Annotated in this window: 16 protein-coding genes and 1 riboswitch; of the genes, 13 read left to right on the forward strand and 3 right to left on the reverse strand. The window is 69.0% G+C overall.

The window, feature by feature from the left end; all coding sequences use genetic code 11:
- Positions 1–6: 6 nt before the first annotated feature.
- Complete coding sequence (locus VGN58_RS03185; RefSeq protein ID WP_327481547.1) at positions 7–282, reverse strand: hypothetical protein; 276 nt, start codon at positions 280–282, stop codon at positions 7–9.
- 91 nt (positions 283–373) lie between these two features.
- Between VGN58_RS03185 and VGN58_RS03190 the strand changes: the two genes are divergently transcribed.
- Positions 374–697: a Rieske (2Fe-2S) protein gene (locus VGN58_RS03190; protein ID WP_327481549.1), complete on the forward strand. Its 324-nt coding sequence runs from the start codon at positions 374–376 to the stop codon at positions 695–697.
- Positions 698–714: 17 nt separating this feature from the next.
- Here the strand turns inward: VGN58_RS03190 and VGN58_RS03195 are convergent, their stop codons facing one another.
- Together VGN58_RS03195 and ettA are read right to left on the reverse strand one after the other, a co-directional pair.
- On the reverse strand, positions 715–1800 hold the full coding sequence (locus VGN58_RS03195; RefSeq protein WP_327481551.1) for a methyl-accepting chemotaxis protein: 1086 nt from the start codon (positions 1798–1800) through the stop codon (positions 715–717).
- 309 nt (positions 1801–2109) lie between these two features.
- Entirely contained in the window at positions 2110–3777 is a 1668-nt protein-coding gene (gene ettA, locus VGN58_RS03200; protein ID WP_327481553.1) for an energy-dependent translational throttle protein EttA, read from the reverse strand.
- A 215-nt stretch (positions 3778–3992) separates the two neighbouring features.
- Between ettA and VGN58_RS03205 the strand changes: the two genes are divergently transcribed.
- The 12 genes from VGN58_RS03205 (at position 3993) to thiL (ending at position 13405) form a co-directional block, all read left to right on the forward strand.
- Positions 3993–4490 carry an RcnB family protein gene (locus VGN58_RS03205; protein WP_327481557.1) on the forward strand — a complete coding sequence of 166 codons (498 nt, stop codon included), beginning with the start codon at positions 3993–3995 and terminating at the stop codon, positions 4488–4490.
- Between the two features lie 123 nt (positions 4491–4613).
- Positions 4614–5867 carry a serine hydroxymethyltransferase gene (gene glyA / locus VGN58_RS03210; protein ID WP_327481559.1) on the forward strand — a complete coding sequence of 418 codons (1254 nt, stop codon included), beginning with the start codon at positions 4614–4616 and terminating at the stop codon, positions 5865–5867.
- A 114-nt stretch (positions 5868–5981) separates the two neighbouring features.
- On the forward strand, positions 5982–6515 hold the full coding sequence (gene nrdR / locus VGN58_RS03215) for a transcriptional regulator NrdR (RefSeq protein ID WP_241045041.1): 534 nt from the start codon (positions 5982–5984) through the stop codon (positions 6513–6515).
- 3 nt (positions 6516–6518) lie between these two features.
- The gene (locus VGN58_RS03220; RefSeq protein WP_327481564.1) at positions 6519–7037 is read left to right on the forward strand and encodes a GNAT family N-acetyltransferase; all 519 of its coding nucleotides are present in this window, start codon (positions 6519–6521) and stop codon (positions 7035–7037) included.
- Positions 7038–7068: 31 nt separating this feature from the next.
- A complete protein-coding gene (gene ribD, locus VGN58_RS03225) occupies positions 7069–8127 on the forward strand; it encodes a bifunctional diaminohydroxyphosphoribosylaminopyrimidine deaminase/5-amino-6-(5-phosphoribosylamino)uracil reductase RibD (RefSeq protein WP_414710743.1) in 1059 nt (352 codons plus the stop codon).
- A 12-nt stretch (positions 8128–8139) separates the two neighbouring features.
- Positions 8140–8898: a class I SAM-dependent methyltransferase gene (locus tag VGN58_RS03230; protein WP_327481568.1), complete on the forward strand. Its 759-nt coding sequence runs from the start codon at positions 8140–8142 to the stop codon at positions 8896–8898.
- A gap of 84 nt (positions 8899–8982) precedes the next feature.
- Positions 8983–9151: riboswitch (FMN riboswitch) on the forward strand.
- A gap of 138 nt (positions 9152–9289) precedes the next feature.
- Entirely contained in the window at positions 9290–9883 is a 594-nt protein-coding gene (locus tag VGN58_RS03235; RefSeq protein ID WP_327481570.1) for a riboflavin synthase, read from the forward strand.
- A 173-nt stretch (positions 9884–10056) separates the two neighbouring features.
- Entirely contained in the window at positions 10057–11151 is a 1095-nt protein-coding gene (gene ribB / locus VGN58_RS03240) for a 3,4-dihydroxy-2-butanone-4-phosphate synthase (protein WP_327481572.1), read from the forward strand.
- Between the two features lie 62 nt (positions 11152–11213).
- Entirely contained in the window at positions 11214–11681 is a 468-nt protein-coding gene (gene ribH, locus VGN58_RS03245; RefSeq protein ID WP_327481574.1) for a 6,7-dimethyl-8-ribityllumazine synthase, read from the forward strand.
- 42 nt (positions 11682–11723) lie between these two features.
- A complete protein-coding gene (gene nusB, locus VGN58_RS03250; protein WP_327481576.1) occupies positions 11724–12191 on the forward strand; it encodes a transcription antitermination factor NusB in 468 nt (155 codons plus the stop codon).
- A 1-nt stretch (position 12192) separates the two neighbouring features.
- Entirely contained in the window at positions 12193–12444 is a 252-nt protein-coding gene (locus VGN58_RS03255) for a helix-hairpin-helix domain-containing protein (RefSeq protein ID WP_327481578.1), read from the forward strand.
- Between the two features lie 7 nt (positions 12445–12451).
- Positions 12452–13405, forward strand: a complete 954-nt coding sequence (gene thiL / locus VGN58_RS03260) for a thiamine-phosphate kinase (protein WP_327481580.1) — start codon at positions 12452–12454, stop codon at positions 13403–13405.
- Positions 13406–13412: the final 7 nt, after the last annotated feature.

The following is a 13412-nucleotide window of genomic DNA, read 5'->3' on the forward strand; positions in this document are numbered from 1 at the left end:
GTGCGATCAGCGCGGCAGCGGCAGCGCCGATTTCCGGACCACGCGGTACTCCGCGTCCATCACGCGCGCGTCGCGCGCCACCGGTTTGCCGCGCTGGCGCACCAGCTTGTAGACCAGGCCGGCGGCGATCATCGCGGCGCCGACGAACACGCTGAAGAACACCAGTACGCCCAGCACGACCACACCCAGCAGCCCCAGGCCGACCCGCAGCAACGGATGGCGCGGCTTGCGCGGCGCGAAGACATGGCGGAAGGCGTTGAACTGGAAATGGCGTGCGTACATGGCGTTGCGTCGTGACAGAATGCGGCCGGAGCCGGTGCGGGGCAGTATCGGATGACCGTCGGATGACCGTGTGAGGACTTCGTTAAACGCCATGCGACTGAGCGCACTGAACGACATCGCCGATGGCGGGTTCGCCGAGGTCGAGGCCATGATCGGCGGCGATGCCGAGTCGTTGATCCTGTATCGGCAAGGGGCTGACGTCCGCGCCTGGCTGAACGTCTGTCCGCATGCCGGGCGCCGCCTCGACTGGGCGCCCGGCCGGTTCCTCAAGAGCAGGGACGGTCATCTGGTCTGCGCCGCCCACGGCGCCTCGTTCGAGCTGGTGCGCGGTGATTGCATCGCCGGCCCCTGTCGCGGCGATGCGTTGCGCGCCGTTGCGGTACAGGTGCGCGACGGCGAGGTGTGGCTCGGCTGAGCCGCCGAGGATCGGCGTCAGTCGACGTCCTGCACGATCACGCAATGCCAGCCCGTGCGGTAGGTCTCGTACCCGGGCGAGGCGGCGTGTGCCACGCACTGCGTGCGCCCCTCCATCACCAGATCGGCTGCGGCGCGCGGCTGGGCGAACAAGGCCGCCCGCCCCGGAAAGTCCAGCCGTGCCGGCGCGGCGTCTGCGCCCAAGGTGTCGGCCAGCACTTGGCCGTGGCCATCGACGATGCAGACCCGGCTGCGGCGCCATTCGGCGTCCGAGAGCGGCGTGCGCGCCACGATCGTCTGCGCCAGCGCATCCCAGCGGAACACGATGCCGAGTACGCCCAGCGGGCGCCCGGTCACGCGGCCACCTTCGCGCACCGTGCAGGCGTAGACCAGCACGCGCTCGCCGCCGGCCAGCGGGCTGGCATGCATCGACTGGAAGCCGAACTCCTCGCCGCTGCCCGTGGCCATCGCCGACTGGAACCAGGGCTGTTGCGCCACCGACTGGCCCACCGACCGGTACTGCCGCGGTCGACCGTTGGCGATGACGTTGCCCTGCAGGTCGGCGAGCACCAGGTCGAAGTAGACGGTGTAGGAATCCAGGATCTGGCCCAGCCGCTGGCTGGCATGGGCGAGCGCCGCAGGCTGCGGGTCCGCGGCGGCGGCCACCATCGCCGCATCGGTGGCCCACCAGCGCACGTCGCAGCTGCGCTCGTACAGGTTGCGGTCGATCAGGTCGATGTTCGCCAGCGCCAGGCCGGTCAGGCGGGTCCGGCGCACGTCCGTCTGCAGTTGCTCCAGCCGTTCGCGCAGATCGGTGCTGGTGCGGCCGGCCATGCGGTCGATCTCCTGCGCGGTGTCGCTGACCCGGCGCGAGAGCGTATCCATCTCCTCGGCGATCACCCCGAAGCTGCGGCCGGCGGTCCCGATGCGAACCGCCTCGATGCGCGCGTTCATCGAAATGATGCGGGTGATGCGGTTGATCTCGTCGATCTTCTGCAACGACTGCCGCAACTGCTTCAACAGCGAGTCCGACAGCCCGGAGACGGACTGGATGTGGTCATCGATACCGGCATCGGACACGGAGGCGACGGCGCATGCGTTCATGGAACTCCTTGAGGCGAAGGGGACGGGACCGTGACGTGCCGGCGGGCGGCAGCGTGAAGTCGGTCCCGGTATTCAGGCGCTATCGGCGCGGGTCCACGGCGCTTTAATCCGCACCTCGGCAGTGCATGGATTCCCCGGAATGGGGCGATGGCGGAAGCGCGTCGGACTCATGCGCGAGGCTTGCCAGGGATTCCGCGCGCCACTCGCCGCGACGACGCCGGCCTTGCCGTCGCCTGCGCGCGGCGTTGTTCACCGCAAAAAAAAGCCCGCCGATCGGCGGGCTTTCTGCTGGGGCTCAACGTGGCGCCGTCACTTCAGCGCCTTGAACCGCAGGCGGTGCGGGCGCGCGCCTTCCTCGCCCAGGCGACGCTTCTTGTCTTCCTCGTACTCGCGGTAGTTGCCCTGGAAGAACTCCACGTGCGAGTCGCCTTCGAAGGCGAGGATGTGGGTGGCGATGCGGTCCAGGAACCAGCGGTCGTGCGAAATGACGAAGGTGTTGCCTGGGAACTCCAGCAACGCGTCTTCCAGCGCACGCAGGGTTTCGATGTCCAGGTCGTTCGACGGTTCGTCGAGCAGCAGCACGTTGCCGCCCTGCAGCAGCGTCTTGGCCATGTGCAGGCGGCCGCGTTCGCCGCCGGACAGCGAGCCGACCATCTTCTGCTGGTCCTGGCCCTTGAAGTTGAAGCGGCCGATGTACGCGCGCGACTGGATCTCCACGCCGTTGATGTTGAGGATGTCCAGGCCGCCCGAGATTTCCTGGAAGACGTTGTGGTTGCCTTCCAGCTTGTCGCGGCTCTGGTCCACGTAGGCCAGCTTGACCGTCGGCCCGATGACGATCTCGCCCGAGTCCGGCTTTTCCTGGCCGGTGATCATCTTGAACAGCGTCGACTTGCCCGCGCCGTTGGGGCCGATGATGCCGACGATCGCGCCGGCCGGCACCAGGAAGCTCAGGTTGTCGATCAGCAGGCGGTCGCCGAACTTCTTGGAGACGTTCTTGAACTCGATCACCGAGTTGCCCAGGCGCTCGCCCGGCGGGATGAAGATTTCGTTGGTCTCGTTGCGCTTCTGGTAATCGACCGACTGCAGCTCCTCCAGGCGGGCCAGGCGCGCCTTGCCCTTCGAGCGGCCGCCCTTGGCGTTCTGGCGCGACCATTCCAGTTCCTTCTGGATGGCCTTCTGGCGGGCCTTTTCCTGGTTCTCTTCCTGTTTCAGGCGCTCGTCCTTCTGCACCAGCCACTCGGTGTAGTTGCCCTTCCACGGAATGCCGCGGCCGCGGTCGAGTTCGAGGATCCACTCGGCGGCGTTGTCGAGGAAGTAGCGGTCGTGGGTGACCGCCACCACGGTGCCCGTGTAGCGGGCGAGGAACTGCTCCAGCCACTCGACGGACTCGGCGTCCAGGTGGTTGGTCGGTTCGTCGAGCAGCAGCATGTCCGGCTTCTGCAGCAGCAGGCGACACAGCGCCACGCGGCGCTTCTCGCCGCCGGAGAGCTTGCCGACGATGGCGTCCCACGGCGGCAGGCGCAGCGCGTCGGCGGCCACGTCCAGCTGGTTTTCCAGCGTATGCGCGTCGCCGGCGGCGAGGATGGCCTCCAGGCGCTCCTGCTCCTTGGCCAGCGCGTCGAAGTCGGCGCCTTCCTCCGCATACGCGGCGTAGACGGCTTCGAGCGCGGCCTGCGCCTGCAGCACGTCGCCCACGCCTTCCTCGACGGCCTGGCGGACGGTGTGCTCGGGATTCAGTTCCGGCTCCTGCGCCAGGTAGCCGACCTTGATGCCGGGCTGCGGACGGGCCTCGCCCTCGAAATCCTTGTCCACGCCCGCCATGATCTTCAGCACGGTGGACTTGCCGGCGCCGTTCAGGCCCAGCAGGCCGATCTTCGCGCCCGGAAAGAAGGACAGCGAGATGTCCTTGATGATCTGCCGCTTGGGCGGGACCACCTTGCTGACCCGGTTCATGGTGTAGATGTATTGCGAGGACATGCTGGCTCCGGTACGCAAGCCCCGGCGCCCGGCCGGACGGCGGCGGGCGGGGAGGCAGAAGGGAAGGCGACGATTATAGCGGCTCGGCACCGGCCGACCGGCGGCTGAATACATTTCGCCGACGCGGCGTTGACATGGCCGTAACCGTTTTCCAGCCGGAATCGGTTCAGATGTGATCGGCATGATGGGTCCACGTGCCACCCAGAGGGGTTTCCATGAATACCAAGCGCCTTTTCCAGACCATGGCCTGCGCCGTCCTGGCCTTTGCCGTCACCGCTCCCGTGCTGGCGCGCGACGACCGCGGCCACGACCGGGGTCGCTCCCATCACTACGACCGTCGGGATGATCGCCGCGACTGGCGCGAGGACCGCCGTGACGACCGTCGCGACTACCGCCACCAGCGCCAGGCCTACCGCCATGGCTACCACGACGGGCGTCGCGACGACCGCCGCTATGACCGCCGCTACGACGACCGTCGCTATTACGCCCCGCCGCGCGTGGTCTACCGCCCGGCCCCCGGCTACCACCGCTGGGCCAAGGGCCAGCGCTACCGCGACTACTACCGCGGCCCGGTCTACGTGGTGAACGACTACAACCGTTACCACGTGCGCCATCCCCCCCGCGGCTACCACTGGGTGCGGGACGACCGCGGCAACCTGCTGATGGTCGCCATCGCCACCGGCATCATCGCCGACCTGCTGCTGCACCACTGAGCCAGCCGGCCCGATGTCCCCGAAAAGCGCGCTCCGGCGCGCTTTTCCTTTGCCGGGGCCGGGTGGCCGGGGGCCGGGCGGGCTACAATCGGGCATCCCGCCCGCCCTAGCCCCGGAGACCCGATGTTCCCGCGCGACGCCCGCATCGAAACCTACGATCCCGAACTGGCCCAGGCCATCGCCCACGAGGCGCGCCGGCAGGAGGATCACGTCGAGCTGATCGCCAGCGAGAACTACGCCAGTCCCCGTGTGCTGGAAGCGCAGGGCAGCGTGCTGACCAACAAGTACGCCGAGGGTTACCCGCACAAGCGTTACTACGGCGGTTGCGAATACGTGGACATCGCCGAGCAGCTCGCCATCGACCGCGTGAAGCAGCTGTTCGGCGCCGACTATGCCAACGTGCAGCCGCATTCGGGCTCGCAGGCCAACCAGGCCGTTTACTTCGCCCTGCTGAATCCCGGCGACACCATCCTGGGCATGAGCCTGGCCCACGGCGGCCACCTGACCCACGGCGCCAAGGTCAATGCCTCGGGCAAGCTGTTCAACGCCGTGCAGTACGGCGTGAACGACCAGGGCCTGATCGACTACGACGAAGTCGAAAGGCTTGCGCTTGAGCACAAGCCGAAGATGGTGGTGGCCGGCTTCTCCGCCTACTCGCAGATCATCGACTGGGCGCGCTTCCGCGCCATCGCCGACAAGGTCGGCGCCTACCTGTTCGTCGACATGGCGCACGTGGCCGGCCTGGTCGCCGCCGGCGTGTATCCGAACCCGCTGCCGCACGCGCACGTGGTCACCTCGACCACCCACAAGACGCTGCGCGGCCCGCGCGGCGGCATCATCCTGGCCAAGGGTGCGGGCGAGGAGATCGAGAAGAAGCTGCAGAGCATCGTCTTCCCCGGCATCCAGGGCGGTCCGCTAATGCACGTCATCGCCGCCAAGGCCGTGGCCTTCAAGGAAGCGCTGGAGCCGGAGTTCAAGGCCTACCAGGCGCAAGTGGTGAAGAACGCGCAGGCGATGGCGAAGACGATCATCGCGCGCGGCTACAAGATCGTGTCCGGCGGCACCGAGAACCACCTGATGCTGGTCGACATGATCGGCAAGGACGTCAGCGGCAAGGAGGCGGAAGAGGCGCTGGGCAAGGCGCACATCACCGTCAACAAGAATTCCGTGCCGAACGACCCGCGCAAGCCCTTCGTCACCTCCGGCCTGCGCATCGGTACTCCTGCGGTCACCACGCGCGGCTATGGCGAGCAGGACTGCATCGACCTGGCCAACTGGATCTGCGACGTGCTGGATGCGCCGGGCGACGAGGCGGTGCTGGCGAAGGTGCGCGATGCGGTGACCGCGCAGTGCCGGAAGTATCCGGTCTACGGCTGAAAAGCGAGGAGTGAGTGATGAGGAGTGAGGAACGAGTGACGGCAGTCGCACATCGATGGCAGGACGGCATCGCCTTTGCTCACTCCTCACTTCTCCCCACTCACACCTGATCCCATGCACTGCCCCTTCTGCCAGCACACCGATACCCGCGTCATCGACTCGCGCGTCTCCGAAGACGGCGCGACGATCCGTCGCCGGCGCGAGTGCGAGGCGTGCGGGGAGCGGTTCTCCACGCTGGAGAACATCGAGATCAAGCTGCCGGCGGTCATCAAGGGCGATGGCCGGCGCGATACCTTCGATGCGCGGAAGCTGCGCGCCGGCTTCGACCGCGCGCTGCAGAAGCGGCCGGTGTCGGAAGAGCAGATCGAGGCCGCGGTGCGCGCGGTGATCCATGCGATCCGCATGAGCGGCGAGCGCGAGATCGCGTCGCGCAAGATCGGCGAGTTCGTCATGAACGAGCTGCGCAAGCTGGATCACGTGGGCTACGTGCGCTTCGCCTCGGTCTACCGCAGCTTCGAGGACGTCGCGGACTTCCGCGACGAGATCGAGAAGCTGGAACGCGATCTGCCGGCCGCCGGCCAGCTGTCCCTGCTGGGCGGCGACGTGGTCCCGTTCGACAAGCACGCGGACAAGAACAAGAAGCGCTGAGCCGTGCGCATCGAAGCGATCGGCCGGCACCCGGCGTGCATCGAATCGCTCGCGCGCTGGCATCACCAGGAGTGGGGCGCGCTCTACGACGACTGGACGCTGGACGTCGCCACCGCCGAACTGGCCGACCATGCGACGCGGACGTCGGTACCGACCACGTTGCTGCTGATGGACGGCGAGGACCTGCTGGGTTCGGTCAGTCTGCTGGTGGAAGACGCACCTGCGCTGCAGGATCGCGGCGGTCCGTGGCTGGGCAGCCTGTTCGTGCGACCCGAGGCGCGCGGACGCGGCGCCGGGCGTCTGCTCGTCGATGCGGCGGTCGCGCATGCCGCACGCGAAGACGTGCAGGTGTTGCGCCTGTTCACGCTCTGGCATGAGCAGTTCTACGCATCGCTGGGCTGGCAGGCGGAGGAGCGCACGTCGCTGCACGGCACGCCGGTGGTGATCATGTCGATCCGGCCGGCCGACCGTGTGGCGCATACTGGCGTCCTTTCCGATGCTGTTTGGACGACGCATGACTGATACCGCCTTCTCCGCGTTCGACCACCAGTGCATGGCGCGCGCGCTGCGGCTGGCCGAGCGCGGTGCGTACACGACGCGCCCGAACCCGATGGTCGGCTGCGTGATCGTGCAGGGGGATGGGATCGTCGGTGAAGGTTGGCACCAGAAGGCGGGTGGGCCGCACGCGGAGGTGTTCGCGCTGCAGGCGGCAGGCGAACGCGCGAAGGGCGCGACCGCCTACGTCACGCTGGAGCCTTGCGCGCATACCGGCAGGACGGGACCGTGCGCGGAAGCCCTGGTCGCTGCCGGCGTGACGCGCGTGGTCGCGGCGATGCGCGATCCGTTTCCGCAGGTCGACGGGGCCGGCTTCGACCGGTTGCGTGCGGCCGGCATCGTGGTGCAGTCCGGGCTGATGGAGGCGCAGGCGCGGCGCCTGAACCGCGGCTTCCTCTCGCGTGTCGAGCGGGGCCGGCCGTGGATGCGGGTGAAGCTGGCGACCAGCCTGGATGGCCGTACCGCGATGGCGAACGGCGATTCCAAGTGGATCAGCGGCGAAGCCTCGCGCCGCGACGTGATGCGCTGGCGTGCGCGGGCCGGTGCCATCCTCACCGGGGCCGGAACGGTGCTGGCGGACGACCCGTCGTTGACGGTGCGCTTCGGCGACGACACCGCCTTCGAGCCGCCGCTGCGGGTGGTGCTCGATCCCGGCCTGGCCACCGTGGCCCGCGGCAACGTGCGCCAGGGCGAGGCGCCCACGCTCTACGTGCATACCGCCGAGGCGAAGCCGCCGCGCGATGTCGAGGTGCAACGCGTGGTGGCGCCGGCGACCGGCAGCAACTTCAACCTGAAGGCGGTGCTGGAACTGCTGGCGGCGCGCGGCATCAACGAAGTGCACGCCGAAGCCGGCGCCACGCTGGCGGGTGCGTTCCTGGCGGCGGGACTGGCCGACGAGGTGCTGCTGTACATGGCGCCGGTGCTGCTGGGCGACCAGGCACGACCGCTGTTCGGCGGGCTGGGCATCCAGGCGATGGCCGACCGGCTGCGGCTGGAGATTGTCGACAGCCGCTCGATTGGCGAAGATCACCGCCTCCTGCTGCAACCCGCCCGCTGACCGCCCGCCAGAATGGCTTTCAAGGATCATTTTTCCGGCGTCGCCGACGTCTACCTCGCTTCGCGCCCCACCTATCCGGAGGCGCTGTACGACGTGATCGCCGCGGCCGTGCCGGGCAGCGCACGGGTCTGGGAGCCGGGGGCCGGCAGCGGCCAGGCCACGCGCGGCCTGGCGGCGCGCTTCGCCCATGTCCATGCCACCGATCCCAGCACCGCGCAGATCGAGCGCCACTGGGCCAGGGGCGAACCGGGGAGCAACGTCAGCCTGGCCGTCGAGGCGGGGGAAACCACCGCGCTGGCCGACGGCAGCGTGGACCTGGTGGCGGTGGCGCAGGCGCTGCACTGGTTCGATCGTTACCGCTTCTTCGCCACCTGCGAGCGCGTGCTGCGGCCGGGCGGCGTGCTGGCGGCGTGGACGTACCAGGACATCATCTTCGAGGACGACCTGGCCGAGGTGGCCGAGAAGGTCCGCGACGACATCGACCCGTACTGGCCGCCCGAGCGCGCCGACGTGGACATGGGCTACGGCGACTACGTGTGGCCGTTCGAGTTCGTGCCCACGCCGCGCCTGTGGCTGACCGCCGAATGGAACCTGCCCACGCTGCTGGGCTATTTCGGCAGCCTGTCGGCGACCGGCAGCTACCGCGCGGCCACCGGCGAGGATCCGGTCTATGCCCACACGCCGGCCTTGGCCGAGGTGTGGGGCGATCCGCAGCGCGTGCGCACCATGCGCTGGCCGCTGATCCTGCACCTCCGCCGCAAGCCGGCCTGACACCGCTGCGGAACACTCCGTTCGCCGGCCTGCGCCGGGGCCGGCGTGTAGAATGCGTGGGCCGGTCCGCCGGTACACCACCAACGACGTCTTCAGGGCGGGGTGCGATTCCCCACCGGCGGTAGGTCGCCCAGCGACGAGCCCGCGAGCGCCTTGGGCACCCTGCGAGTCCCTCGCACAGGTCGCCGGAGGGTCAGCAGATCCGGTCGGATGCCGGAGCCGACGGTCATAGTCCGGATGAAAGAAGACGGCATCGCCGAACCGCGCGCAAGCGCGGCGTCGTGCGCCTGCCTTCGTGCCCGGAGGCGTCTCCGCTTTGCTTTCGCGAGAGACGCTGCATGCCTTACACGCTTCCCATCGCTTTCCCCGTCCTCCTGCAGGAGGCCTGCTGATGTTCACCGGCATCATCGAAGGCGTCGGCCGCATCGCGGCGCTGGAACCCGTCGGCGGCGATGTCCGCCTGACCGTGGCCGTGGGCACGCTGCCGTTTGACGCCGTGCAGCTCGGCGAGAGCATCGCGGTGAACGGCGTGTGCCTGACCGTGGTCGCGTTCGACGTCGCCAGCTTCCAGGCCGATGCGTCCACCGAGACGCTGTCGCTGACCACGCTCGGCGGCCTGGCCGCAGGCGCGCTGGTGAACCTGGAGCGCGCCATGCGCCCGACCGATCGCCTCGGCGGTCACCTGGTCAGCGGCCATGTCGACGGTATCGGCCGCGTGCTGTCGGTGCACGAGGATGCGCGCGCGCAGCGCTGGCGATTCGCCGCACCGGCACCGCTGTCGAAGTACATCGCGAAGAAGGGCTCGATCTGTGTCGACGGCGTCAGCCTGACCGTCAACGAGGTGGACGATGAGGGATTCGAGGTCGCGCTGATCCCGCACACCGTGTCGCATACCGCGTTCTCGCAGACCGTCGTGGGCGATGCGGTGAACCTGGAAATCGACCTGGTGGCGCGCTACGTGGAGCGCCTGCTGGGCGCGCGCTGAGTGGCGTCCGACCCCTCAATCGACACCGTCTCCTCCGCCTTGATACCAGCGAACGCCGGGATCCACGCTGACGTTTTTGCATCGCTGCCAAGACAGACGAAGCATCAAGATCAAGATGGATCCCAGCGGTCGCTGGGATGACGATTCCCTCTCTGTTATCCGAGCACCGAAAGATGGCTTTTTCCCCGATCCCCGAACTCCTTGAAGAGATCCGCAACGGCCGCATGGTCGTCATCGTCGACGACGAGGACCGCGAGAACGAAGGCGACCTGATCATGGCGGCCGAGCTGGTCAAGCCGTCGGACATCAACTTCATGGTCACCCACGCGCGCGGCCTGGTGTGCCTGTCGCTGACGCGCGAGCGCTGCACGCAGCTGGGCCTGGCGCCGATGGTGCAGACCAACACGGCGCAGTTCCACACCAACTTCACCGTCAGCATCGAAGCGGCCGAGGGCGTCACCACCGGCATTTCCGCCTACGACCGCGCGCATACGGTGCGCACCGCCGTGCGACCGGATGCGAAACCGAGCGACCTCAGCCAGCCCGGCCACATCTTCCCGCTGATCGCCCAGCCTGGCGGCGTGCTGACGCGCGCCGGCCACACCGAGGCGGCCAGTGACCTGCCACTGCTGGCCGGTCTGGAGCCCGCCGGCGTGCTGGTGGAAGTGCTCAATCCCGATGGCAGCATGGCGCGTCGCCCGCAGCTGGAAGTGTTCGCGCGCGAGCACGGGCTGAAGATGGGGTCGATCGCCGACCTGATCGCCTACCGGCTGGCCACCGAGCACACCGTGGAGCGCATCGACGAGCGCGCCATCGACACCGAGTTCGGACCGTTCCGGCTGGTGACCTACCGCGACCGCATCGCCCACGACCTGCACTTCGCGCTGGTCCTCGGCAGCCCCGACAAGGCCACGCCGACGCTGGTGCGCGTGCAGGTGGAGAACCCGCTGAGCGACCTGCTGCACTGGCGGCGTGACGATTTCGGCGTGCACGCCACCGACGCGCTGCGTGCGATCGCCAGCGAAGGGCAGGGCGTGATGGTGGTGCTGTCCGAGCCGCGCAGCGCCGATGCGCTGCTGGCGCGCCTGCGCAAGCAACCCGAGGTGCAGGCCAACGCCAAGGATGTCGGCCAATGGCGCCGCAATGGCGCCGGCGCGCAGATCCTGGCCGACCTGGGCCTGGGCCAGCTGCGGGTGTTGGGCACGCCGCGGCGGCAGGTCGGCCTGGCCGGGTTCGGCCTGGACGTGGTCGAGTACGTCCAGCCCTGACCGCCGGAACGGACCCGCCGCCGCCGCGGCTGCTAGACTTCCCCACCCCCAAGGAACCTGCCATGTCCCACTACGAAGGCGATCTGCGCGCGCCCGACGGCGCCCGCTTCGCGATCATCGCCAGCCGCTGGAACCCGCGCATCACCGACGTGCTGGTGGCCGGCGCGCGCGAAAGCCTGGCCGGCAACGGCGTGGGCGAGGATGCGATCGACGTGGTGCGCGTGCCGGGTGCCTGGGAAATCCCGCTGGTCGCCGCACGCCTGGCCGCCAGTGGCGACCACGCGGCCATCATCGCGCTGGGCTGCGTGATCCGTGGCGACACCCGCCACTACGAACATGTCGCCGACCGCTGCGCCGAGGGCCTGATGCGCGTGCAGCTGGACACCGGCGTGCCGGTGCTCAACGGCGTGCTGGCGGTGGAGCGCATCGAGGACGCCGAAGCGCGCGCCGGCGGCAGCCATGGCAACAAGGGCGAGGAAGCCGCGCTGGCCGCCATCGAGATGGCGCACCTGCTGTCGCGGTTCTCCTGATCCCGATCCGATAACCCGAATACCCGCAGTCGAGGAGCCGACGTGAGCCGACATCAACATCCCCACCGCAAGGACGGCGTCGATCCGGTCACGCGCGCGCGCGCGCGTCGTCGTGCGCTGCAGGCCGTGTATGCGTGGCAGATGTCGGGCGGCGAAGTCGGCCAGGTGATCGCGCAGTTCGCGCACGAGCAGGCGCACGAGATCGCCGATCTGGAGTACTTCGAGGACCTGGTGCGCGGCGTCGTCCGCCATCGCGCTACTTTGGATGAGGCGCTGCTGCCGTTCCTCGACCGCACGGTGGAGGAAGTCGATCCGATCGAGCGCGCGGTACTGCGCATCGCCGCCTACGAACTGATCCACCGCCTCGACGTGCCGTACCGCGTGGTGCTGAACGAGGCGATCGAAACCGCCAAGCGGTTCGGCTCCGAACACGGCCACACCTACATCAACGGCGTGCTCGACCATGCTGCCGTCGAATGGCGCCCCGCCGAGGCGCAGGCGCGCCGCTGACGTGTCGGCCGGCGACGCGCGCTTTTCCGCCGACGAACGCGACGCGCTGCTCGCGCTGAAGGGCGTCGGCCCCACCGTCGTGCAACGGCTGGAACAGATGGGCATTGCCTCGCTGCGGCAACTGGCAGCGGCCGAGCCGTCCGAGATCGTCGCCGGCGCGGCCGGCCTCACCGGTTCCACCTGCTGGAAGAACAGCCCGCAGGCACGCGCGGCGATCCAGTCCGCCGTCGACTTCGCGCGATCGCGCACCTGACGCCGCCATGGCAGCCGGCGAGTTCGACCTGATCGCCCGCATCCGCGCACGCGCGGGCACGCGCGATGACATCGTGCTCGGCATCGGTGACGACGCCGCGCTGCTGGCGCCGCCGCCCGGGCGGCAGCTCGTCGTCACCGCCGACACCTTGAATGCCGGCGTCCATTTTCCGGCCGGCACCGCGCCGGCCGACATCGGCTGGAAGGCGCTGGCGGTCAACCTGTCCGACCTCGCTTCGATGGGCGCGGAGCCAGCGTGGTGCACGCTGTCGCTGTCGTTGCCGCAGTCCGATACGGTTTGGATCGACGGCTTTCTCGACGGTTTCCTTGCGCTGGCCGGCGAGCACGGCATCGTGCTGGTGGGCGGTGATACGACGCGCGGCCCGCTGTCGGTGTCGGTGACCGCGATGGGATTCGTCGATGCCGGGCGTGCGCTGCGTCGTGACGGCGCGCGCGTCGGGGACGATGTCTGGATAACCGGGACGCTGGGCGATGCGGCGGGCGCGCTGGCACTGCTGGAACGCGACCCTGCCCATGCGCTGCGTACGCGGCTGGACCGGCCCACGCCGCGCGTGCGCGCAGGGCTCGCACTGGTCGGCCTGGCGAATGCCTGCGTCGACGTGTCCGACGGCCTGCTCGCCGACCTCGGCCACATCGCATCGCGCAGCGGCGTGGCCGCGCAGGTCGAGGTCGATGCCTTGCCGGTGTCGGAGGCCTTGCGGGCCGCGTTCGATGAAGTGACCCGCACTGCCATGCAGGCCAGCGGTGGCGACGACTACGAACTCTGCTTCACCGCGCCGGTCGATGCGCGCGAGCACGTGGAAGCACTCTCATCGCAGCTCGACCTGCGGATCACCCGCATCGGCCGCATGGTGGCAGGCGAGGGTGTACAGGCGTTGCGTGCCGATGGCCGGCCCTGGTCGTCCGCGCGGCGTGGATACGATCACTTCGCGGCGCCGTGAACATGCC

Origin of the sequence: Pseudoxanthomonas sp., assembly GCF_035999195.1 — a bacterium.
Classification (GTDB): Bacteria; Pseudomonadota; Gammaproteobacteria; order Xanthomonadales; family Xanthomonadaceae; genus Pseudoxanthomonas_A.